The following is a 19,954-nucleotide window of genomic DNA, read 5'->3' on the forward strand; positions in this document are numbered from 1 at the left end:
GGGGCCCGTCAGCTGGGCGGGGGGCGGCGCACCGGAGGCGCCTTGGAGAGCTGCACCGCCAGGATGCCCGCCATGATGATCGCCACGCCGATCACGTCGCCCGCACCCAGATCCTCGCCCAAGAGCAGGGCGGCGGTGGCGACGCCGAAGAAGGGCGTCAGGAAATGGAAGGTCGCCGCCCGCACGGCGCCGATCCGGCCCACCAGCAGGAACCAGACCCAGGTCGCCAGCAGTCCCGGCACGATCACGGTATAGAGGAAAGCGATGACCAGGCGCGGGGTATAGGTCACCGTCCAGTCCTCGAACCACGGGGCGATCAGGCCAAGGGTCACGGCGCCCACCAGCATCTGCAGGCCCACGATCATCATCACATTGCCGCCCGAACTGGCGCCGCGCACGGTCAGCGTGGCCACGGCCAGCGCCAGCGCCGCGACAAAGCACATGACGATGCCGGTCGGATCGCTGCCGCCCTGCAGCCGCGCGCCCATGATGATCGCCACGCCCAAGACCCCCAGCAGCAGCCCGCCGGTGCCCATCGGGCGCAGGCGTTCGCCCATCAGCGTCCAGCCCAAGAAGGCCACCAGCAGCGGCATGGTCGCCGCGATGATCGAGGCCAGCCCGGCCTCGATCCACTGCATGGCCGTCCAGTTCAGCCCCAGATAGAGCGCGTTCTGGCACAGGCCCAGCACCACCACCGCACGCCATTGCACGCGCGTCAGCCCGCGCCAGCTCTGCCCCATCGCCAGCGCGATCAGCACGCCGATGACCCCCGACAGCGCAAACCGCAGCGCCAGCGACAACAGCGGCGGCGCCTCGGTCACGATCATCCGGGTCGAGGTGAAGGCCGAGGCCCACATCACCGCAAACCCCAGGCCCATCAGCAGCGCACGAACATCCATGGCGGGGGCCTTTCTTGCAGGTGATGCAAAACGGCTAGCAGAGCCTCCGCGCGGCGGAAAGGCGCAAACGTGACCGCCCCCACGGATTGCCGAAACCGGCGGCAGGGTGGGCACAGCAGGGCCGGCGCATGGAAAAAGGGGCCGCGCCCGAAGGCGCGACCCCTTGATGTCATCGGCTCAGGCGGGGATCAGCTGTTGACGCTGTCCTTGAGGGCCTTCGCGATGGTGAACTTGACCTGCTTGTCGGCGGGCTTGGTCATCATTTCCTGGGTCTGCGGATTGCGGACCTGACGCTCGGGGCGTGCGCGGCAGGCGATCTTGCCCAGGCCGGGCAGGGTGACCGCGCCGCCACCGGCGACTTCGCGGGTCACGACCGCCACGATCGCGTCCAGCGCGGCCGTGGCCGATTTCTTGTCCGAACCCATTTCTTCGGCGATGGTCGCCACCAGCTGGGTTTTGGTCATCGGTTTTGCAGCAGCCGTAGCCATGGTCTGTCTCCTCTTGCCCTGTTCCGACGGGCCCACAAATTGCGCCTTTTGCGGCATAACGCCTGCTACACACGGTTTTCACCGGCAGATCAAGCCTTTTTCGCCTGTCGCGCGAAAACCTGCATTTGCTGGCGTTTTGTCGCCACGTCAGAGAAATGCCGTCTCGGTGAAGGATCGCAGCTTGCGGGAATGAATCCGCTCCAGCGGCATCTCGCGCAGCTTCTCCATCGCCCGGATGCCGATCAGCAGGTGGTTGGCGACCTGGGTGCGGTAGAAATCGGTGGCCATGCCGGGCAGCTTCAGCTCTCCGTGCAGGGGCTTGTCGCTGACGCACAGAAGCGTGCCGTAGGGCACCCGGAACCGGAAGCCGTTGGCGGCGATGGTGGCGCTTTCCATGTCCAGCGCCACGGCCCGCGACAGCGACAGGCGGTGGACCGGGCCGGACTGGTCGCGCAATTCCCAGTTGCGGTTGTCGATGGTGGCGACGGTGCCGGTGCGCATGATGCGCTTCAGCTCGTAGCCGTCCAGCTGCGTGACCTCGGCCACGGCCTGCTGCAGGGCGACCTGCACCTCGGCCAAAGCGGGGATGGGCACCCACACGGGCAGGTCGTCGTCCAGCACGTGATCCTCGCGCAGATAGGCATGGGCCAGCACGAAATCGCCAAGCGACTGGCTGTTCCTGAGGCCCGCGCAATGGCCGACCATCAGCCAGACATGCGGGCGCAGCACGGCGATGTGGTCGGTGGCGGTCTTGGCGTTCGACGGTCCCACGCCGATATTGACCAGCGTGATGCCCTGCCCGTCGGCGCGCGTCAGGTGATAGGTGGGCATCTGCGGCATCTTGGACAGCACCGCGATCTGGCCCTGCGGGTCGGTGATCTGCTGGTTTCCGGGCGCCACGAAGCCGGTATAGCCCAGGGAGGGGTCCGACAGGGCGCGGCGTGCGAAGGCCTCGAACTCGTCGACATAGAACTGGTAGTTGGTGAACAGCACGAAGTTCTGGAAATGCTCGGGCGCGGTGGCGGTGTAATGGGCCAGCCGCGCCAGCGAATAGTCGACGCGCTGCGCGGTGAAGGCCGCCAGATGCTGGCTGCCGTCGGGCATGGGGCCCGCCACGCCGTTGACGATGTCGTCGTTCATGGTGTTCAGGTCGGGCACGTCGAAGACGTCGCGCAGGCTGAAATCCAGCACGCCCTCCTGCGGCACGGCCAGGTCGCTTTGCGCGGCGACGGCGAAATGGACGGGCATCGGCGTCTCGGACGGGCCGATGCTGACCGGGACGCCGTGATTCTTGACCAGCAGGCCCAGCTGCTCGGTCAGGTAGCCGCCGAAGAGGTCGGGGCGCGTGATCGTCGCGGCATAGGTGCCCGGCGCCACGACATGGCCGAAGGACAGGCGGCTGTCGATCTTGCCATGCGTGGGCACGACCAGCCGCACCTCGGGGTAGAAGGCGCGATAGCGCGCCTGCGGGGCCGCGCCGTTCAGGATGGCGGTGAAATGGTCCAGCAGGAACCCCGTCGCCTCTGCGTACAGCGCCTGCAGATGGGCCACGGCCTGCGCCGCGTCGGTGAAGTCGCGGCGGGCCTGAGGGGCGGGGGTGCTGACGGGCAGAAAGCGGGAATCTGGGGTCATCTGTCTGGTCCTTCCGGTTGCCTGCGACCCTGCCAGCAGGGCGCACGGCAGGCAAGCATCTGGCGCAGCCCGGCGTGCGCCGTTACGGTGCGGTCATGAAGATGCTCGTATTCGGCCATGGCTATTCCGCCGGTTATCTGACCCCCCTGCTGACCGCGCGGGGCTGGGAGGTCACCGGCACCACCCGCAGCGACGCGGACCGCGTGGCGGCCTGCGGGGCCACCCCCCTGATCTGGCCCGGACAGGAGGAGGCGGTCCGCGCCGCCATTCCCGATGCCGACGCGATCCTGGTCTCGGCCGCGCCCGGGGACGAGGGCGATCCGGTCCTGCGGGCGTTCCGCAACGACCTGACCCGCGCCCGGCCGCGCTGGCTGGGCTATCTGTCCACCACCGGCGTCTATGGCGACCGGCAGGGGGGCTGGGTCGACGAGGACAGCGAGCTGGACGGATCGGGCGCCCGCGGCCAGGCCCGGATCCGGGCCGAGGCCGACTGGCGCGCGCTGGCCACCGCGCATCGCCTGCCGCTGCACATCTTCCGGCTGGCGGGAATCTACGGTCCCGGGCGCGGGCCGTTCCAGAAGGTCCGCGACGGCACCGCGCGGCGGATCATCAAGCCCGGGCAGGTCTTCTCGCGCATCCATGTCGAGGATATCGCGCAGGTGCTGCTGGCCTCGATCGACGCGCCCGCACCGATCGGGATCTACAATGTCTGCGACGACGACCCGGCGCCGCCGCAGGACGTGATCGCCCATGCGGCCCAGCTTCTGGGCCTGCCCATCCCGCCCGAGGTGCCCTTCGACCGGGCGCAGATGTCGCCCATGGCGCGGTCCTTCTATGCCGACAGCAAGCGGGTCCGGAACGACCGGATCATCTGCGACCTGGGGGTGCGGCTGCGCTATCCCGACTATCGCAGCGGGCTGGCGGCGCTGCTGGCGGCCGAGGATCCCGGCTGAGGCCGCGCGCCGCATTGCCTTCACCCTGTCCCCATGCATTGATCGCCAGATGACACATGACGTTGACGTTCTGATTGCCGGGGGCGGGCTGAACGGCCCGACCCTGGCGCTGGCGCTGGCCGGTGCGGGCCTGTCGGTGGCGGTGGTCGATCCGCGCCCCGCGACCGCGCGCTCCGGCGAGGGGTTCGACGGGCGCGCCTATGCGCTGGCGCTGGCCTCGGTCCGGCTGCTGACGGCGCTGGACCTGTGGGAAGGGCTTTCGGGCGACAGCCAGCCCATCCGCCAGGTCAAGGCGTCCCAAGGCCGCCCCGGCGACGGCGCGGCCCCGTTCTTTCTGCATTTCGACAGCGCCGAGACCGAGGACGGCCCCGTGGGCCACATGCTGGAGGACCGCTTCCTGCACCGCGCGCTGATGGCCGCGATGGCGGACCGGGTCACGCATCTGCCCGGGATCTCGGTCACCGGTCAGGAGCCCGGCCCGGCGGGCGTCACCGTCACGCTGTCGGACGGGCGGCGGATGCAGGCGCGGCTGCTGGTCGGCGCGGACGGGCGCGGATCGGGCGTGGCCTCCCGCGCGGGCATCCGGCGGCAGGGCTGGGATTACGGCCAGACCGCGCTGGTCGCGGCCATCGACCATGACAGACCGCACGAGGGCATCGCGCATCAGTACTTCATGGCGACCGGGCCGCTGGCGATCCTGCCGCTGCCCGGCAACCGCTCCAGCGTGGTCTGGTCCGAGACGCGGGCCAATGCCGGCGCCATCGCGTCCCTGTCGGATGACGACTTCCTGGCGGTGCTGCGCCCGCGCTTCGGCGATTTCCTGGGCGGCCTGAGGCTGGCCGGGCCGCGCTTCACCTATCCGCTCAGCCTGTCGCTGGCCGAACGCTATGCCGCGCCGCGCGTGGCGCTGGTGGGCGATGCGGCGCATGGGGTCCATCCCGTCGCGGGGCAGGGGCTGAACCTGGGCCTGCGCGACGTCGCCGCCCTGGCCGAAGTGCTGGTCGAGGCCGCCCGGCGCGGCGAGGAGATCGGCAGCGAGCTGGTGCTGGAACGGTATCAGGGCTGGCGCCGCTTCGATGGCACTGCGCTGGCCTTGGGCATGGACGGGGTGAACCGGCTGTTTGGCACCGACAACGCGCTGGTCTCGGCCCTGCGGGGCGCGGGGATGGGGATCGTCACCGCGCTTCCGGGGCTGCGGCGGAGCTTCATGCGGCAGGCGGCGGGCCTGTCGGTCGATCCGATGCCGCGCCTTCTGGCGGGACGCGCGCTCTAGCGGGTGGCGGTGATCGCGGTTTCGCGCCATAGGGGGCGTGCATTCCGGGGGGCCCCATGACGCGTGATCACATGACGCTTGATCAGATTCTGCAGGATCTGGACCGCGACATCCGCGCCGCAGGCGATTGGGGCGAGGTCGCCGACTACATTCCCGAACTGGGGCGGATCGACCCGGCGCAGTTCGGCATGGCCATCGCCCTGGCCGACGGTCAGGTGCTGACCGCGGGGCAGGCGGGCCATCGATTCTCGATCCAGTCGGTCAGCAAGGTTTTTGCCTTGGCCTGCGTGCTGGGCCGGATCGGCGAGCAGCTGTGGCGGCGGGTCGGGCGCGAGCCCTCGGGCGACCGCTTCGATTCAATCCTGCTGCTGGAGCAGGAGAAGGGCCGCCCCCGCAATCCCTTCATCAACGCGGGCGCGCTGGTCGTCACCGACGAGCTGCTGACCGGGCGCAGCCCCCGGCAGGCGCTGGCCGAGATCCTGGCCTTCGTGCGCGCCGCCGCCGAGGACGACGACATCCATATCGACAAGGCGGTGGCCCGGTCCGAGGCCCGCACCGGGCACAGGAACACTGCGCTGGTCCATTACCTGCGCAGCTTTGGCAACCTGAAGGCGCCGCCCGATCACGTGCTGGGCACCTATATCCATCAATGCGCCATCGAGATGAGCTGCGTACAGCTGGCCCGCGCCGGACGGGTGATCGCGGGGCTGGACTGCGCGCCCGCGCTGCTGTCGCCGGTCAAGCAGCGGCGGATCAACGCCATGATGATGACCTGCGGGCAGTATGACGGGTCGGGCAACTTCGCCTTTCGCGTGGGCATGCCCGCGAAATCCGGCGTGGGCGGGGGGCTTCTGGTGATCGCGCCGGGCAAGGCCTCGATCGCGATCTGGTCGCCGGGGCTGGATGGCTGGGGCAATTCGCGCATGGGCACGCTGGCCGCCGAGCGGCTGGCCGAGTTCACGGGCTGGTCGGTCTTCGGCTGAACGCCGCGCGGCGGTGAAGGGAGAGAGGGGGGCTGCCGGCCCCCCTCTTGGCCTGCGGCCAATTCACCCCCCGGGGATATTTCCGCCAAGATGAAATCAGGCGGTGAGTTCGGCGGCGCGGGTCAGGTCGGCGCGCAGTTCCGCCAGCGCCGCGGGGGCGCGGTCGGGGGGCAGGCGCAGGATCAGGCTGGGATGCCAGGTGATGAGGACCGGGCCGCCGTCGAAGGCGGGCTCGATGGTGCCGCGACGGGGGGTCAGCGGCTTGCGGTTGCCGGTCAGGGCGAAGGCCGCGGTGGCGCCGAGCGCCACGGTCAGGCGCGGGGCGGTGAAGCGGCGTTCGAGGTCCAGCCACCAGCGGCAGTGCTCGACATGGGGGCGGTCGGGGGTCTGGTGCATCCGCCGCTTGCCGCGCGGGGTGAAGCGGAAATGCTTGACGGCATTGGTGAGCCAGGCGCGGTCGGCGGGCAGATGGGCCTCGGCCATGGTGCGGCGCAGAAGCTGGCCTGCGGGGCCGACGAAGGGCTTGCCCTGCAGGTCCTCGTGATCGCCCGGGGCCTCGCCCACGATCATCAGGGGCGCGGTGGGGGCACCGGTGCCCCAGACGGTCTGGGTGGCGGCATGGCAGAGATCGCAGCGCGTGCAGCGGGCGGCCTGGGTGGCGGCCTGGTCCAGCGTTTCGGGCAGGCTGTCGTCGGGCTGCTGGCGCAGGCGGGCGGTGATCCTGGGGGCGAAGGCCGGGGCGTCGGTGGCGCCCGCGTCGCGCATGGCCTGCACGCGGCGCGGGGCATCGGCCAGCATGTCGGGGATCAGCCGCGTCTCGGGCAGGTTCTTCCAGTATTTCTTCGGCATCTCGGACCGCATGGCATTGGTCTTGATGCGGGCCGGGTTGAAGATGTTGGCGAAATAGGTCTGCCACAGGATGTGGTTCGCGTCGTCGGGCAGGTCGGGGCGCGGGGCCGGGTCGTCATAGGCGATGCCCGCGCCGGTGAAGCGGGCCGTGCCCTCGGGCGTGGCGATCAGCCAGTCCATGTCGGCGAAGCGTTTGGCAAAGAAGGGGGTTCCGGCCTCGAGGATCGGGTGTTCGGGTTCGAACCAGGCGCCGAAGCTGCGGCGGGGGCCGTCCGAGGGCAGTTCGTGGAAGCGGACGAAGGCGTGCATCTTGTGGATGTCGCGGCGCACCGACTTGGCCAGCCGCGTCAGGCGGTCCAGCATCGGGTCGGCGGGGTTGGTCAGGTAGCGACGGTCGGACTGCGCGCGGATCAGCGCGGTGTAGAGCAGCGACCAGCGTTCGGGGTCGGAATGGCTGGCGACCTGGCGGGCCAGTTGCAGGAAGTCCTGCGTGGCGGTGACGGAGTGGTCGCCCGGCGCGGGAAGGGGGTCGGCGCCGAAGAGATCGGGGGGCGTGTCCAGGTCGGCCCAGGTCACCTCCTCGGGCGGGATGCGGGCAGAGGCCAGGTCGCGGGCCGCCGCGCGCCAGGCGTCGAAGCGCGCAAAGCGCGGCAGTGGGACGCGGATCATCAGAACAGGGACAGCTGTTCGGGCGGCGGCGCATAGCGGGCGCGCAGGCCCGCGCTGTCGGTCAGGGCGCCGGGGGTCCAGTCGGGCAGCGTCACGAAGGGCTGGGCCTTGGACATGATCGCGCCCATGCGCAGCAGGTCGGCGTAGCGCACCGACCCGTTGCGGCGCGCCGCCAGCAGGCGGGTGACCGTCTTGGTGCCAAAGCCCGGCACGCGCAGCAACATCTCGCGCGGGGCGCGGGCCACATCGACGGGGAACTGCGCCCGGTTGGCCAGCGCCCAGGCCAGCTTGGGGTCGATGGCCAGATCCAAGTTGCCCGAGGGGTGGGCGGCGCCGATCTCGTCCGCGTCGAAGCCATAAAAGCGCATCAGCCAGTCGGCCTGATACAGGCGATGTTCGCGCATCAAGGGCGGCTTGATCAGGGGCAGGGCAGCGGAGGCATCGGGAATGGGCGAGAAGGCCGAATAATAGACCCGCTTCAGCAGATAACCGGAATAGAGATTGGCCGAGGTCGTCAGGATGTCGCGGTCGGTCGCCGCATCTGCGCCGATGATCATCTGCGTGGACTGGCCTGCGGGGGCGAAACGCGGCGGGCGCTTGCCGCTATGGCTGCGGTCCTTGGCGGCCTCGCGGCCCAAGCGGACATCGGCCATGGCGGCGCGGATCGTCTCGGGGCGCTTTTCGGGAGCCAGCTGGCGCAGGCTGGCATCCTGGGGCAGCTCGACATTCACCGACAGGCGGTCCGCGAACAGCCCCGCCTGCGCCACCAGATCGGGCGAGGCGTCGGGGATGGTCTTGAGATGGATGTAGCCCTTGAAGCCATGCTCGATCCGCAGCATCCGCGCGATACGGACCATGTCGCCCATGGTCTGGTCGGGGCTGCGAATGATGCCCGAGGACAGGAACAGCCCCTCGATCATGTTGCGGCGATAGAACTCCAGCGTCAGCTTGACGACCTCTTCCGGGGAAAACCGGGCGCGTTCCACGTTGCTGCTGACGCGGTTGATGCAATAGGCGCAGTCGTAGATGCAGAAGTTCGTCATCAGGATCTTCAAGAGGCTGATGCAGCGCCCGTCCGGCGTATAAGCGTGGCAGATCCCCGACCCACCGGCCGAGCCGATCCCGCCCGATCGCGAATCGCGCCGCGTCGTGCCGCTGGACGCGCAGGAGGCGTCGTATTTCGCCGCGTCCGACAGGATCGCCAGTTTCTGGTCGAGGGTGCGCTGTGCCATGGGGTCAAGATATGTTCTGTATGTGTTCCCGACAAGGCGCCCGCGCTGAAACAAATGATGCGGAACCGTCACGGGGCCGCGAGGGTTTGCGGGCCTCGCCATCCGGCAGACGTGATGTGCATCGCCCCGGTGAAAGGATAAGATATCCCCCATGAACATACGCACCCTCGCCCTCGCGCCCGCCCTTCTTGTCGCCATGGCCTTTCCGGCTTTGGCAGAACGCATCTCGCTGAACGAGATCTCGCGCTATCTCAACAGCCTCACCACGGTCACGTCCGAGTTCACGCAGATCAATCCCGACGGCACGGTGTCCACCGGGACGGTCTATATCCAGCGCCCCGGCCGGGTCCGGTTCGAATACAACAACGATCCCACGCTGGTGCTGGCCTCGGGCGGCAACGTCGCCATCTTCGATGGCAAGTCGAACAGCGGGCCGCAGCAATATCCGCTGTCGCAGACGCCGCTGTCGATCATCCTGGACGCCAACGTGAACCTGGGCCGCCAGGGTATGGTCACCGGCCACAGCGAGCAGAACAACGCCACCGTCGTGACCGCGCAGGATCCGCAGCGCCCGCAGAACGGCAATATCCAGATGGTCTTCACCGCGCCCACCGAGCTGCGCCAATGGGTCGTTACCGACGACAGCGGGCAGAAGACCACGGTGATCCTGGGCGAGATGGCCAAGGGCGGGTCGATCCCCTCGTCGCAATTCTCGATCCAGACCGAGATGGGGCGCCGCTGAGGCGTGCCTGCCCGACGAATTGCATCCCCACAATTGCGTGATTGACGTTGTCCCCGGCCGGGGGCAACGCTGCGGAACCGTCACAAGGTTTCGCCCATGTCCAACGCCCGCATCTTCACGCCGGTCCTGATCGGCGGCTCGCTGATCCTGCTGATCAACTTCGCGCTGCGCGCCAGCTTCGGCGTCTTCCAGATCCCCATCGCCGAGGATTTCGGCTGGCCGCGCGCCGAATTCAGCCTGGCCATCGCCATCCAGAACCTGGCCTGGGGCGTGGGTCAGCCGATCTTCGGCGCGCTGGCCGAACGGTGGGGCGATCGGTGGGCGATCATCCTGGGCGCGATCCTCTACAGCGCGGGACTGATCCTGACGGCCTTCGCCACCACCCCCGCCGGGGTGCAGCTCTTGGAGGTCGTGGTGGGCTTCGGCATCGCGGGCACCGGCTTCGGGGTGATCCTGGCCGTGGTGGGTCGCGCCGCCAGCGACGAGAATCGCAGCCTGGCGCTTGGCATCGCCACCGCCGCCGGATCGGCGGGGCAGGTCTTCGGCGCGCCCCTGGCCGAGATCCTGCTGGCCTTCTATGCCTGGCAGTCGGTCTTCATCATCTTCGGCGTCATCGTGCTGGCAACCATGCTGTTCCTGCCGCTTCTGGGCGACGGCAAGCCCGCCACGCGCAGCGAGCTGGAGGAAAGCCTGGGCACAGTGCTGAACCGCGCCTTCCGCGATCCGACCTTCATGATGATCTTTGCGGGCTTCTTTTCCTGCGGCTACCAACTGGGCTTCATCACCGCGCATTTCCCGGCGATGATCACCGAGATGTGCGGACCCATCGATCCGGCAGGCATGCTGGCCGGGCTGGGGATCACCACGACCTCGGCGCTTGGCGCGGTCGCCATCTCGCTGATCGGTCTGGCCAATATCGGCGGCGCGATCCTGGCGGGATATCTCGGCAAGCGCTATACCAAAAAATACCTACTGGCGGGCATCTACACCCTGCGCACCATCGCCGCCGCCGCCTTCATCCTGACGCCGATCACCCCCGGCACGGTCATCGTCTTCTCGCTGGTCATGGGCGCGCTGTGGCTGGCCACGGTGCCGCTGACCTCGGGGCTGGTCGCCTATATCTACGGGCTGCGCTACATGGGGACGCTCTACGGGTTCGTCTTCCTGTCGCACCAGATCGGGTCCTTCATGGGAGTCTGGCTGGGCGGCTGGCTGTACGACGCCTCGGGCGACTACCTGCTGGTCTGGTGGATCGGCGTGGGGGTGGGCGCGTTCAGCGCGCTGATCCACCTGCCGGTGCGCGAGGCGCCCGTGCGGATCGCCGCTCCTGCGGCGGCCTGACGCGGGGCCGGTGGTTTGACCCCGGCCCGCGCGTGGCCTAAGCCAAGGGCCGCGCGCGACGACAAGGACCGATCCATGACCGCCCCCCGCATCCCCCATGACCACGCCATCGCCGTGCGCTATCAGCAGGCCTCGGCCGAGGTACGCGCGCTGCAGCGGCAATGCTACATGCTGGCGACGCTGCGGCTGCGCGCGGCGGTGGATCAGGCAGGCGGCGGCGCCGGTCTGGCCGTCCTCAGCGACATCGACGAGACGATCCTGGACAACAGCGCCGTCATGGCCATGGCCATGGGCCACGAGGGGATGTTCCAGAACCACGACACCTGGAAGCTGTGGGAACGCGAGGGCACCCCGCACCTGATCCCCGGCGCGGCCGACTTCTTCCACCTGGCCGACAGCCTGGGCGTCACGATCTTCTACGTCTCGGACCGGTTCGAGGAGAACAAGCTGGCCACCATCGCCACCCTGGCGCGCCTGGACCTGCCGCAGGTCCATGCCGCGCAGGTGCTGCTGTTCGGCCCGCCCAAGGCCGAACGCCGCGCGCAGGTGGAACGCGACCACCGGGTGATCCTGCAGCTGGGCGACACGCTGCACGATTTTCACGGCGCCTATGCGGGCGCCGCGCTGGAGGACCAGCACCGCCTGGCCATCGACCATGCCGACCGCTTCGGCCAGGACTGGATCGTCTTTCCCAATGCCGCCCACGGCACCTGGATGCAGGCCGAACTGCGCCCCTGGCAGCCGGCCTGACGCGCCTGCGAAAAAAAATCGCGCGATCCTGCATCCGTTCCCCCGGGACGCGAGTCCCCCGGTCAGGAGGCCTGCAAAAGGCCCCTGTCCAACGGATGAGGAGAACGACATGACCCGCAGCACACGCCCGCTGTCCCGCGCCGCCCTGGTTTCCGGCGCCGCCTTCGCCGCCCTTCTGTCGACGACCGCGCTGGTACGCGCCGACGAGACCGCCCCCTGCAACGTCGGCGCGGGTCTCAACTCGACCGAATGCGGCGTGAACACCACCGCCGACGGCGACTTCTCGGTGGCCGTGGGCGACGGCGCCACCACCGACGCGAGTGCCATCGACGGCGTGGCCATCGGCTCCGAGGCTGTCGTGACCGGCCCCTCGACCACCGCCATCGGCGGCGAGACGGTCGCCACCGGCCCGGGCGCCAGCGCCATCGGCTGGCAGGCCGAGGCCACCGCCGAGCGCGCGCAGGCCATCGGCCATCTGGCCACCGCGCAGGGCGAACGCTCGCTGGCCGTGGGCGAGAATGCGGACGCGGTCAGCGACTTCTCGACCGCCATCGGCAATGAATCCATCGCCGACGGCATCGACGCGCTGGCGATCGGCGACACCGCTGCGGCCACCGGCCCCTCGACCACCGCGGTCGGCGGCGAATCCGTGGCCACCGGTCCGGGCGCCAGCGCCATCGGCTGGCAGGCGCAGGCCACCGCCGAACGCGCGCAGGCCTTCGGCCATCTGGCCACCGCGCAGGGCATCCGGTCCATGGCCATCGGCGAGAATGCCGATGCGGTCAGCGACCTCTCGACCGCCATCGGCAATGAATCGATTGCCGACGGCATCGACGCGCTGGCCCTGGGCGATACCGCGATCGCGGACGGCACCTCGACCACCGCGCTTGGCGGCGAATCGGTCGCGATGGGCGCGGGCGCCAGCGCGATCGGCTGGCAGTCCATGGCCACCGCCGAACGCGCGCAGGCCATCGGCCATCTGGCCACCGCCCAGGGCATCCGCTCGCTGGCGGTCGGCGAGAACGCCGATGCGGTCAGCGACTTCTCGACCGCCATCGGCAACGAGAGCATCGCGGACGGCATCGACGCGCTGGCCCTGGGCGACACCGCGATCGCGGACGGCACTTCGACCACCGCGCTCGGCGGCGACAGCATCGCGCAGGGTGCGGGCGCGACGGCCATCGGCTGGCAGTCGCGCGCCACGGCGGAACGCGCGCAGGCCTTCGGCCATCTGGCCGCGGCGACCGGCGTGCGTTCGACCGCCCTGGGCGAGGCCGCGATGGCCATGGGCTCGGGTGCCATTGCCATCGGCAACGAGGCCGTGGCCAGCGCCGACAACTCGGTCGCCATCGGGGACGGGGCCACGGCCACGCGCACGAACGAGTTCGTGCTGGGCAACGGCGCGAACACCTATCGCGCCGCGGGCATCGCCTCGGATGCCAGCCGGGCCGCGCAGGGCGTGCCGGTCGGCGTGGTGACCTCGGACGCGGCGGGCAATCTGGCCGTCGACCGCTCCATCGGCGCGACCATGTCGTCGCTGGACGGACGGGTCCGGTCGCTTGGGTCCCAGGTCGAGGACAACAAGGAGGGCATCGCCATGGCCATGGCGCTGAACACCCCCTACGTCCCCGAGGACAAGACCTATGCGGTCTCGACCAGCTTGGGCAGCTTTGACGGGGCGACCGCGCTGGCGGCCTCGATGGGCTATCGCTTCAATGCCAACACCCAGTTCGACGCGGGCGTCACCTACGGCTTCGACCGCGACCAGGTCGGCGGCCGCATCGGCGTGACCTACGCGTGGTGATCTGCGCCAGACCCTTGTCCGGGACGGGGCCGCGCGCCCTGTCCCGGGCTTTTGTCCTGTCGCTGGCCCTGATCGGGGCCGGCGCACAGGCGCAGGAGGCGCCCGACACGGCGCCCCCCGCTGATGCCGCCCCGCTGGTCGAGCCCAGCTACGCCACCGCCCTGATTCGCGACACCCTGGCGGCGGTCAATCACGGCAACTGGACCGGCAATTACACCGTGCTGCGCGACCATGCGGCGCCCGAATTCGCGCTGGCCAACGATCCCACGCGGCTGGCCGGGCTGTTCATGACACTGCGGACGGAACGGCTGGATCTGCTGCAGGCGATGGTCGTCGATCCGGTGATCCTGCGAAGCGACCTGAGCGAAAGCGGGCAGGAGCTGCGCCTGACCGGCTATGTGCCGCTTCAGCCGCGCCATGTCAGCTTCGATCTGATCTTCGGGCGCGAGGGGCGACGCTGGCTGCTTCTGGGCATCTCGGTCGGCGCCTTCGACCCGATCGACCCGCCGCCCGCGAACTGAAGCCTTGGCGGTTTGGGCCTACGGTTCGCCGCATCGGCGACCTGCGCGCCGGACCCTGATCCCCCGCCAACCGTCGCGCCCGGCCAGACGCTTTCGGGCGGCCTCAGAAGGCCAGCAGCAGCACCGTCACCCACAGGATCAGGCTGGCGCCGATGGCGGCGGGGACAAGCGCGCCGGTTCCGGCGGTCTCGTCGCGGGACTGGCTGCGGCGCAGGAAAGCCTCGGTCTGAATGTCGAACATGGTATCCTCCGTCATGTGCTGCTGTGCGGGGCGATCCGTGCCGTTCGGGCGGGATGGATGGATCGTCCTGCGTCTCGTTTATAAATCTACTATGTTTATCGTGTATTGCGAGTCTAAATTCGAACGCCGAAACAGAACGCAATTCTACCGGTCGTGGGTGTTGACGGGATAGGCGGTGGTGTGGCGCAGGCTCTCCATCGCGAATTGCGAGGTGACGTTCTTGATCGCCACCGCATCGGTCAGAGCCGTGTAGAAGCGGTCATAGGCGGGCATGTCGGGCACCGCGACGCGCAGCAGATAGTCGATGTCGCCGGCCATGCGCCAGGCCTCCATCACCTCGGGCAGGGCGGCCAGCGCCGCCGCGAAGCCCGCGCGCCATTCGGTGCCGTGGTCCGGCGCCTCGATCCCCACGAAGACGGTCAGGCCAAAGCCCAGACGCGCCGGATCGGCCAGGGCCACGCGGCGGGTCAGCACGCCCGAGGCCTCCAGCTTCTGGATGCGCTTCCAGCAGGGGGTCTGCGACAGCCCGACCTTGTCGGCGATCTGCGCGATGGGGGTGGTCGCATCCTCCATCAGGGCCGCGACGATCTTGCGGTCGATGAGGTCAAGAGGGGCGATCTGCGTCGAAGTCTGGGTCATCGGGCGATTCCTTTCCCCTGCAGCATGCCTGAATAGAATATAAAGTCTAGCGCTATTATCGTTATTAATACTTCGGTCGCGTCCCCTCTGCCACGGCTGCCCGTAAAAACCCCGCCGCCTTGTCGTCTTTTCTTCCGTCCCCGGCGGTTCTGACTTATATCCGTCCGACACCAACGCATCCGGGGGCCGCGCCATGATCACGCAGAAGATGAAATACGCGCTCAAGGCCCTGCTGATCCTGGGCGACGAGGCGCGCCGCGACCACCCCGAGGCGCTGACCATCGAGGCCATCGCCAAGCGCTCGGGCACGCCCAAGCGGTTCCTGGAACAGATCCTGCTCGAGATCCGCAATGCTGGCATCGTTGCCTCGATCCGGGGGCGCTCGGGCGGCTACAGCCTGATCAAGCGGCCCGAGGACATCTCGATCTCGGAGCTGCTGCGGCTGATCGACGGGCCCATCGCGCCGCTGCCCTGCCTCTCGCGCCGCGCCTATCAGCGCTGCGAGGATTGCACCGACGAGGCCAGCTGCCGGCTGCGCCGGGTCTTTTCCGAGGTGTTCTGGTCCTACCTGATCCTCATCGAATCGCTCAGCCTGGCCGACATGCTGGGCTCGGAGCAGGTCGCGGCGCAGGTCACCGGCGCCTGATCCCTTCGCCGCACCTGCCAACTTGCGCGTGCGAATCGGCAAAAACACCAGGAAAACCTGACATCTCTCGCATCGGCTTGCGGGTCCCGGAGAAGATCCTTCTCTAATCACGACAAAATCAGCCGTTTTTATTCTCTTGCTAAACACGACTTTCCCTGTCGTTATTAAGGCATCGGCAGATACGCCGAGCCGCGACCCAGGAAAGGACGACAGATGAACCTGCACCAGACGATCCCGACCCGTCCGCCGCTCTACGCGGTCACGCTGATCGACCGCCGCACGGGCTATCCGCACCGCGTCAACGGCGCGGCACTGACCGCCTTCAGCCGCGACCCCGCACAGGCGGCCCGCGACCTTCTGGCCGGACGCGATCCCAACCAGTGGCACACGCGCATCCTGCCCCTGACCGGCCACTAGGCCTCCCGCCGCCTCGGTACCGACCCCTCAGTTCCGCCCGCTCAATTCCGATCCCCCGCAGGAGACATCGCCATGACCATCGCCACCATCCAGACCGGCACCCGCTCCAGCGCGCAGGGCCCTCGCCTCGCCCAGCATCCGGACGGGCGCATCACCATCTCCACCGGTCGCGGCACGCTGACCGGCTGGCCCATCGCCCGTCTGATACCGTCCCGTCTGACTCCGATGGGCCTCTGACCCGCCCGTTTCATCTTGGCCCAAATATCCCGGGGGGCCGCGCGGGCCTCGCGCGGCGGGGGCAGCGCCCCCTCCGGACCATCCTGCAAGGAGCTGCCATGACGGCCTTCCGTTTCATTCCCCTCTCGCTGGCGCTGCTGGTGCTGGCCCCCGCCGCCCAGGCCCAGAGCCTGCTGAACGTCAGCTACGACCCCACGCGCGAGCTCTATCGCGAATTCAACGAGGCCTTCGCCGCCCACCGGGTCGAACAGGGCCTTGAGGCCCCCGTGATCGAGACCAGCCATGGCGGCTCGGGCGCGCAGGCCCGCTCGGTCATCGACGGGCTGGCCGCCCAGGTGGTGACGCTGGCGCTGGCCAGCGACATCGACCAGATCGCCACCACCGGCAAGCTGCCCACGGACTGGCAGTCGAAGCTGCCGCACAATTCCAGCCCCTACACCTCGACCATCGTGTTCCTCGTGCGCGACGGCAACCCGAAGGGCATCCAGGACTGGGGCGATCTGACCGCCGAGGGGGTCGAGGTGATCACGCCGAACCCCAAGACCAGCGGCGGCGCGCGCTGGAACTATCTCGCGGCCTGGGCCTGGGCCGAGGCCAATGACCGCGACCCGGCCGAGTTCGTGGGCCAGCTCTTCGCCAACGTGCCCGTCCTCGACACCGGCGCGCGCGGCTCGACCACGACCTTCGCGCAGCGCGGCATCGGCGACGTCCTGCTGGCCTGGGAGAACGAGGCCTATCTGGCACTGGCCGAACTGGGCGAGGATCAGTTCGACATCGTCGTGCCCAGCCTCTCGATCCTGGCCGAACCGCCCGTGGCGCTGGTCGAGGGCAATATCGCGGATGACGCGCAGCGCGAACTGGCCACCGCCTATCTGGATTTCCTCTACACCCCCGAGGGGCAGGCGCTGGCCTTCAAGCATTACTACCGGGCCTGGGATGCCAGCGCCGCCGACCCCGAGGATGTGGCCCGCTTTCCGGAGCTGGATCTGGTCAGCATCGACGATCTGGGCGGATGGGCCAAGCTGCAGCCCGAGCATTTCGGCGATGGCGGCATCTTCGACCAGATCTACGTGGCGCCCTGATCCATGCGCGCGCCCCTGGTTCAACGCACGGCGATGCCCGGTCTCGGCCTTTCGGCCGGGATCACCTTCTTCATGCTGACGCTGGTGGTGGCCCTGCCCATCGGTGCGCTGCTGTGGCAGGGCGCCAATTTCGGCCTGTCCAACATCTGGGCCACCATCAACCGCGATCGGGTCTGGGCGGCGCTCTGGCTGTCCTTCCGACTGTCCTTCCTGGCCGCCTGCTTCAATCTGGTCTTCGGGGTGATCCTGGCTTGGGTGCTGGTCCGCTACCGCTTTCCGGGCCGTCGCATCATCGACGCGGCCGTCGACTTGCCCTTTGCCCTGCCCACGGCGGTGGCGGGCATCGCGCTGACCGCGCTCTATGCCCCGAACGGCGTGCTGGGGGGGCTCACCAACCAGATCGGTTGGCAGATCGCCTATACCCAATGGGGCATCTTCCTGGCCTTGGTCTTCGTGGGCCTGCCCTTCGTCACCCGCACCGTCCAGCCGGTCATCGAGGAGATCGAGACCGAGGTCGAGGAGGCCTCCGCCACCCTCGGCGCCAGCCGCTGGCACACGTTGCGCCATGTCATCGCGCCGATGCTGATGCCCGCCGCCCTGACCGGCTTCGCGCTGTCGCTGGCCCGCGCGGTGGGCGAATACGGATCGGTGATCTTCATCGCCGGCAACATCCCGCTGCGGACCGAGATCGCGCCTCTGCTGATCGTCATCCAGCTGGAGGAATACAATTACGGTGCCGCAGGCGCCATCGGTCTGGCGATGCTGGCGATCAGCTTCACGATGCTTCTCTTCATCAATCTCATCCAGATCTGGTCACGCAGAAGGATCGGTCATGTCTGACGCCACGCTTCACAAGGCGGCCCCGCCCGCCCGCTTCCGATCCGCGACCGAGGAATCCCCCGCCGCCCGATGGGCGCTGATCTGCGTCGCGGTCGGCGGGCTGGCCCTGCTGGTCGGCGCGCCCCTGGCGGCGGTCTTCGTCGAGGCGCTGGCCCGGGGCTGGGGCGCCGCGGTGGCCAGCCTGTCCAGCCGGGATGCGCAATCGGCCATCCGCCTGACCCTGCTGATCACCGCCATCGCCGTGCCGCTGAACGCGGTCTTCGGCATTGCGGCGGCATGGTTCATCACCAAGTTCGACTTCAAGGCCAAGGCCTTCCTGATCACCCTGATCGACCTGCCCTTCAGCGTCAGCCCGGTCGTGGCGGGCCTGTGCATCGTGCTGCTCTTCGGCGCGAACTCGGCCCTCGGCGGCTGGCTGGTGGCCAGCGGCTACCCGATCGTCTTCGCCGTGCCCGGCATCGTGCTGGCCACCGTCTTCGTGACCTTCCCCTTCGTGGCGCGCGAGCTGATCCCGGTGATGATCGAGCAGGGCCGCGCCGAGGAGGAGGCCGCCCTGACGCTTGGCGCCAGCGGCTGGCGGGTGTTCCGCACCGTGACCCTGCCCAACATCCGGTGGGCGCTCTTGTATGGCACGCTGCTCTGCACCGCCCGCGCCATGGGCGAGTTCGGCGCCGTCGCGGTCGTCTCGGGCAAGATCCGCGGCCAGACCGCGACCATGCCGATCACCATCGAGATGTTCTACAACGAATATCTTTCGGTCGCCGCCTTCTCGATGGCCGCCCTGCTGACCGGCTTCGCCCTGCTGACGCTTCTGCTGAAAACCGCGCTGGAGCTGCGTCACGCCGACGCCCTCTCGGCCACCCGCCGCCACTGAGGAAAGGGACCCCCATGCATATCCAGATCGACGAGATCGCCAAGGAATTCGGCACCACCACGGCGCTGCATCCGGTGTCGCTGTCCATCCCCTCGGGCGCGCTGGTGGCGCTCTTGGGCCCCTCGGGCTCGGGCAAGACCACGCTGCTGCGCATCCTCGGCGGGCTGGAGTTCCCGACCTCGGGGCGCGTCCTTTTCAACAACCAGGACGCCACCGGCCTGTCGGTGCAGGACCGCCGCGCGGGCTTCGTGTTCCAGTCCTATGCCCTCTTCCGCCACATGACAGTCTTCGACAATATCGCCTATGGCCTTAACGCCCGCCCCCGCGCGACGCGCCCCCCCAAGGCCGAGATCGACCGCCGCGTGCTGAAGCTCCTGGACCTGATCCAGCTGCCCCAGATCGCCACCCGCTATCCGACACAGCTGTCCGGCGGCCAGCGCCAGCGCGTGGCCTTGGCCCGCGCCCTGGCCATCGAGCCGCGCATGCTGCTCCTCGACGAGCCCTTCGGCGCACTGGACGCCAAGGTCCGCAAGGAGCTGCGCCAGGGCCTGCGCGACATCCATGACGAGACCGGCCTCACCTCGGTCTTCGTCACCCACGACCAGGACGAGGCCATGGAGCTGGCCGATCTGGTCGTCGTCATGTCCATGGGCCGCATCGAACAGATCGGCAAACCCGCCGACATCCGCGCCAGGCCCGCCACCCCGTTCGTGCGCGAGTTCATCGGGGCCTGACGGGGGATCCCGGGCCCCTTCCGGGCAGCGCGTCCCCCAGACGGCTCCCGGCACCGCCCTCTCTGGTGCCGGCAAAAACTTTGGCCTACACCCGGGGGCAGCCGCAAG

General features: G+C 68.9%; 22 protein-coding genes. 15 read left to right on the forward strand and 7 right to left on the reverse strand.

Features of this window, described 5'->3' with window-relative positions:
• Positions 1 to 8: 8 nt before the first annotated feature.
• The 3 genes from E4191_RS00055 to E4191_RS00065 all read right to left on the reverse strand — a co-directional run bounded on the left by E4191_RS00055 (position 9) and on the right by E4191_RS00065 (position 3,019).
• On the reverse strand, positions 9 to 899 hold the full coding sequence (locus tag E4191_RS00055) for a DMT family transporter (protein ID WP_135311589.1): 891 nt from the start codon (positions 897 to 899) through the stop codon (positions 9 to 11).
• 188 nt (positions 900 to 1,087) lie between these two features.
• The gene (locus tag E4191_RS00060; RefSeq protein ID WP_168217301.1) at positions 1,088 to 1,444 is read right to left on the reverse strand and encodes an HU family DNA-binding protein; all 357 of its coding nucleotides are present in this window, start codon (positions 1,442 to 1,444) and stop codon (positions 1,088 to 1,090) included.
• A 90-nt stretch (positions 1,445 to 1,534) separates the two neighbouring features.
• Positions 1,535 to 3,019: an AMP nucleosidase gene (locus E4191_RS00065; RefSeq protein ID WP_135311590.1), complete on the reverse strand. Its 1,485-nt coding sequence runs from the start codon at positions 3,017 to 3,019 to the stop codon at positions 1,535 to 1,537.
• 95 nt (positions 3,020 to 3,114) lie between these two features.
• Here E4191_RS00065 and E4191_RS00070 point away from each other — a divergent pair, with 95 nt between their 5' ends.
• Genes E4191_RS00070 through E4191_RS00080 form a run of 3 tightly spaced genes read left to right on the forward strand, consistent with a single transcriptional unit; the run spans position 3,115 to position 6,228 of the window.
• Positions 3,115 to 3,972: an SDR family oxidoreductase gene (locus E4191_RS00070; RefSeq protein ID WP_135311591.1), complete on the forward strand. Its 858-nt coding sequence runs from the start codon at positions 3,115 to 3,117 to the stop codon at positions 3,970 to 3,972.
• 49 nt (positions 3,973 to 4,021) lie between these two features.
• On the forward strand, positions 4,022 to 5,245 hold the full coding sequence (locus E4191_RS00075; protein WP_135311592.1) for a UbiH/UbiF/VisC/COQ6 family ubiquinone biosynthesis hydroxylase: 1,224 nt from the start codon (positions 4,022 to 4,024) through the stop codon (positions 5,243 to 5,245).
• Positions 5,246 to 5,301: 56 nt separating this feature from the next.
• Positions 5,302 to 6,228, forward strand: a complete 927-nt coding sequence (locus tag E4191_RS00080; RefSeq protein ID WP_228461412.1) for a glutaminase — start codon at positions 5,302 to 5,304, stop codon at positions 6,226 to 6,228.
• A gap of 96 nt (positions 6,229 to 6,324) precedes the next feature.
• Here the strand turns inward: E4191_RS00080 and E4191_RS00085 are convergent, their stop codons facing one another.
• Together E4191_RS00085 and E4191_RS00090 are read right to left on the reverse strand one after the other, a co-directional pair.
• Positions 6,325 to 7,746, reverse strand: coding sequence for a UdgX family uracil-DNA binding protein (locus E4191_RS00085; RefSeq protein ID WP_135311594.1), 1,422 nt, complete (start codon positions 7,744 to 7,746; stop codon positions 6,325 to 6,327).
• Positions 7,746 to 8,978, reverse strand: coding sequence for a putative DNA modification/repair radical SAM protein (locus tag E4191_RS00090; protein ID WP_135311595.1), 1,233 nt, complete (start codon positions 8,976 to 8,978; stop codon positions 7,746 to 7,748). Before E4191_RS00090 ends, E4191_RS00085 begins: the two co-directional genes overlap by 1 nt.
• 151 nt (positions 8,979 to 9,129) lie before the next feature.
• Between E4191_RS00090 and E4191_RS00095 the strand changes: the two genes are divergently transcribed.
• The 5 genes from E4191_RS00095 (at position 9,130) to E4191_RS00115 (ending at position 14,136) form a co-directional block, all read left to right on the forward strand.
• Positions 9,130 to 9,720, forward strand: a complete 591-nt coding sequence (locus E4191_RS00095) for a LolA family protein (RefSeq protein ID WP_135311596.1) — start codon at positions 9,130 to 9,132, stop codon at positions 9,718 to 9,720.
• Positions 9,721 to 9,816: 96 nt separating this feature from the next.
• Positions 9,817 to 11,061 (forward strand): MFS transporter, encoded by a 1,245-nt coding sequence (locus E4191_RS00100; protein ID WP_135311597.1) that lies wholly within the window; start codon positions 9,817 to 9,819, stop codon positions 11,059 to 11,061.
• A 75-nt stretch (positions 11,062 to 11,136) separates the two neighbouring features.
• The gene (locus E4191_RS00105) at positions 11,137 to 11,811 is read left to right on the forward strand and encodes a 5'-nucleotidase, lipoprotein e(P4) family (protein ID WP_135311598.1); all 675 of its coding nucleotides are present in this window, start codon (positions 11,137 to 11,139) and stop codon (positions 11,809 to 11,811) included.
• 109 nt (positions 11,812 to 11,920) lie between these two features.
• A complete protein-coding gene (locus tag E4191_RS00110; RefSeq protein ID WP_135311599.1) occupies positions 11,921 to 13,615 on the forward strand; it encodes a YadA C-terminal domain-containing protein in 1,695 nt (564 codons plus the stop codon).
• On the forward strand, positions 13,612 to 14,136 hold the full coding sequence (locus tag E4191_RS00115) for a hypothetical protein (RefSeq protein WP_139615460.1): 525 nt from the start codon (positions 13,612 to 13,614) through the stop codon (positions 14,134 to 14,136). Before E4191_RS00110 ends, E4191_RS00115 begins: the two co-directional genes overlap by 4 nt.
• A 103-nt stretch (positions 14,137 to 14,239) precedes the next feature.
• Here E4191_RS00115 and E4191_RS23575 read toward each other — a convergent pair whose 3' ends face one another.
• Positions 14,240 to 14,377: a hypothetical protein gene (locus E4191_RS23575; protein WP_176562595.1), complete on the reverse strand. Its 138-nt coding sequence runs from the start codon at positions 14,375 to 14,377 to the stop codon at positions 14,240 to 14,242.
• Between the two features lie 144 nt (positions 14,378 to 14,521).
• Positions 14,522 to 15,016: an Lrp/AsnC family transcriptional regulator gene (locus E4191_RS00120; protein WP_135311601.1), complete on the reverse strand. Its 495-nt coding sequence runs from the start codon at positions 15,014 to 15,016 to the stop codon at positions 14,522 to 14,524.
• Between the two features lie 193 nt (positions 15,017 to 15,209).
• Here E4191_RS00120 and E4191_RS00125 point away from each other — a divergent pair, with 193 nt between their 5' ends.
• The 7 genes from E4191_RS00125 (at position 15,210) to E4191_RS00150 (ending at position 19,846) form a co-directional block, all read left to right on the forward strand.
• Positions 15,210 to 15,662 carry an RrF2 family transcriptional regulator gene (locus tag E4191_RS00125; RefSeq protein WP_135311602.1) on the forward strand — a complete coding sequence of 151 codons (453 nt, stop codon included), beginning with the start codon at positions 15,210 to 15,212 and terminating at the stop codon, positions 15,660 to 15,662.
• 213 nt (positions 15,663 to 15,875) lie between these two features.
• Entirely contained in the window at positions 15,876 to 16,079 is a 204-nt protein-coding gene (locus tag E4191_RS00130) for a hypothetical protein (protein ID WP_135311603.1), read from the forward strand.
• A 72-nt stretch (positions 16,080 to 16,151) separates the two neighbouring features.
• On the forward strand, positions 16,152 to 16,316 hold the full coding sequence (locus E4191_RS23580; RefSeq protein WP_176562596.1) for a hypothetical protein: 165 nt from the start codon (positions 16,152 to 16,154) through the stop codon (positions 16,314 to 16,316).
• Positions 16,317 to 16,414: 98 nt separating this feature from the next.
• Positions 16,415 to 17,398, forward strand: coding sequence for a sulfate ABC transporter substrate-binding protein (locus E4191_RS00135; RefSeq protein ID WP_135311604.1), 984 nt, complete (start codon positions 16,415 to 16,417; stop codon positions 17,396 to 17,398).
• 3 nt (positions 17,399 to 17,401) lie between these two features.
• A complete protein-coding gene (cysT, locus tag E4191_RS00140) occupies positions 17,402 to 18,238 on the forward strand; it encodes a sulfate ABC transporter permease subunit CysT (RefSeq protein ID WP_135311605.1) in 837 nt (278 codons plus the stop codon).
• Positions 18,231 to 19,112 carry a sulfate ABC transporter permease subunit CysW gene (gene cysW / locus E4191_RS00145; RefSeq protein WP_135311606.1) on the forward strand — a complete coding sequence of 294 codons (882 nt, stop codon included), beginning with the start codon at positions 18,231 to 18,233 and terminating at the stop codon, positions 19,110 to 19,112. Before cysT ends, cysW begins: the two co-directional genes overlap by 8 nt.
• Before the next feature lie 14 nt (positions 19,113 to 19,126).
• Entirely contained in the window at positions 19,127 to 19,846 is a 720-nt protein-coding gene (locus E4191_RS00150; protein ID WP_135311607.1) for a sulfate/molybdate ABC transporter ATP-binding protein, read from the forward strand.
• Positions 19,847 to 19,954: the final 108 nt, after the last annotated feature.

This window comes from Paracoccus liaowanqingii, assembly GCF_004683865.2.
Lineage (GTDB): Bacteria > Pseudomonadota > Alphaproteobacteria > Rhodobacterales > Rhodobacteraceae > Paracoccus > Paracoccus liaowanqingii.

What these genes read in the sequence shown, in the direction of transcription:
- E4191_RS00075 (WP_135311592.1), top strand. Translation starts at nt 4,022, where the DNA reads ATGACACATGACGTTGACGTTCTGATTGCCGGGGGCGGGCTGAACGGC.
- E4191_RS00120 (WP_135311601.1), bottom strand. Translation starts at nt 15,016, where the DNA reads ATGACCCAGACTTCGACGCAGATCGCCCCTCTTGACCTCATCGACCGC.
- E4191_RS00135 (WP_135311604.1), top strand. Translation starts at nt 16,415, where the DNA reads ATGACGGCCTTCCGTTTCATTCCCCTCTCGCTGGCGCTGCTGGTGCTG.
- E4191_RS00090 (WP_135311595.1), bottom strand. Translation starts at nt 8,978, where the DNA reads ATGGCACAGCGCACCCTCGACCAGAAACTGGCGATCCTGTCGGACGCG.
- E4191_RS00085 (WP_135311594.1), bottom strand. Translation starts at nt 7,746, where the DNA reads ATGATCCGCGTCCCACTGCCGCGCTTTGCGCGCTTCGACGCCTGGCGC.
- E4191_RS00110 (WP_135311599.1), top strand. Translation starts at nt 11,921, where the DNA reads ATGACCCGCAGCACACGCCCGCTGTCCCGCGCCGCCCTGGTTTCCGGC.
- E4191_RS23575 (WP_176562595.1), bottom strand. Translation starts at nt 14,377, where the DNA reads ATGTTCGACATTCAGACCGAGGCTTTCCTGCGCCGCAGCCAGTCCCGC.
- E4191_RS00080 (WP_228461412.1), top strand. Translation starts at nt 5,302, where the DNA reads ATGACGCGTGATCACATGACGCTTGATCAGATTCTGCAGGATCTGGAC.
- E4191_RS00070 (WP_135311591.1), top strand. Translation starts at nt 3,115, where the DNA reads ATGAAGATGCTCGTATTCGGCCATGGCTATTCCGCCGGTTATCTGACC.
- E4191_RS00130 (WP_135311603.1), top strand. Translation starts at nt 15,876, where the DNA reads ATGAACCTGCACCAGACGATCCCGACCCGTCCGCCGCTCTACGCGGTC.
- E4191_RS00060 (WP_168217301.1), bottom strand. Translation starts at nt 1,444, where the DNA reads ATGCCGCAAAAGGCGCAATTTGTGGGCCCGTCGGAACAGGGCAAGAGG.
- E4191_RS00065 (WP_135311590.1), bottom strand. Translation starts at nt 3,019, where the DNA reads ATGACCCCAGATTCCCGCTTTCTGCCCGTCAGCACCCCCGCCCCTCAG.
- E4191_RS00150 (WP_135311607.1), top strand. Translation starts at nt 19,127, where the DNA reads ATGCATATCCAGATCGACGAGATCGCCAAGGAATTCGGCACCACCACG.
- E4191_RS00125 (WP_135311602.1), top strand. Translation starts at nt 15,210, where the DNA reads ATGATCACGCAGAAGATGAAATACGCGCTCAAGGCCCTGCTGATCCTG.
- E4191_RS00055 (WP_135311589.1), bottom strand. Translation starts at nt 899, where the DNA reads ATGGATGTTCGTGCGCTGCTGATGGGCCTGGGGTTTGCGGTGATGTGG.
- E4191_RS00100 (WP_135311597.1), top strand. Translation starts at nt 9,817, where the DNA reads ATGTCCAACGCCCGCATCTTCACGCCGGTCCTGATCGGCGGCTCGCTG.
- E4191_RS00105 (WP_135311598.1), top strand. Translation starts at nt 11,137, where the DNA reads ATGACCGCCCCCCGCATCCCCCATGACCACGCCATCGCCGTGCGCTAT.
- E4191_RS23580 (WP_176562596.1), top strand. Translation starts at nt 16,152, where the DNA reads ATGACCATCGCCACCATCCAGACCGGCACCCGCTCCAGCGCGCAGGGC.
- cysW (WP_135311606.1), top strand. Translation starts at nt 18,231, where the DNA reads ATGTCTGACGCCACGCTTCACAAGGCGGCCCCGCCCGCCCGCTTCCGA.
- cysT (WP_135311605.1), top strand. Translation starts at nt 17,402, where the DNA reads ATGCGCGCGCCCCTGGTTCAACGCACGGCGATGCCCGGTCTCGGCCTT.
- E4191_RS00095 (WP_135311596.1), top strand. Translation starts at nt 9,130, where the DNA reads ATGAACATACGCACCCTCGCCCTCGCGCCCGCCCTTCTTGTCGCCATG.